The 272-nt window shown below is 64.7% G+C and carries 1 pseudogene; it reads right to left on the reverse strand.

The features are described from left to right. A pseudogene (locus QN399_RS26325) lies at positions 1 to 272 on the reverse strand (formate dehydrogenase); the annotation flags it as partial.

The raw sequence follows: 272 nt of genomic DNA on the forward strand, positions 1-272 counted from the left end.
GTATACAGCTGCGGTACGCCGTTCTGGCGATCGATTTCGATGCGTCCCAGGCAGGGCAACAGCCACATGGCGCGCGCGGGCAGCAGGTGAGTGCGGTTGAGCTTGGTCGCCACTTGCACATTCAGCTGCAGATTTTGCCAGGCCGGTTCCATGCGCGAGGTGTCGGGAATAGCCCGCAGGAAGTTGCCGCCCAGGCCGATGAAGCCGCGCACACGGCCGTCGAGAATGCCTTCGCAGGCATCCACCGTGCTCAGGCCCTTGTGCGGCGGCTG

It is taken from the genome of Pseudomonas sp. 10C3 (assembly GCF_036346185.1).
Lineage (GTDB): Bacteria > Pseudomonadota > Gammaproteobacteria > Pseudomonadales > Pseudomonadaceae > Aquipseudomonas.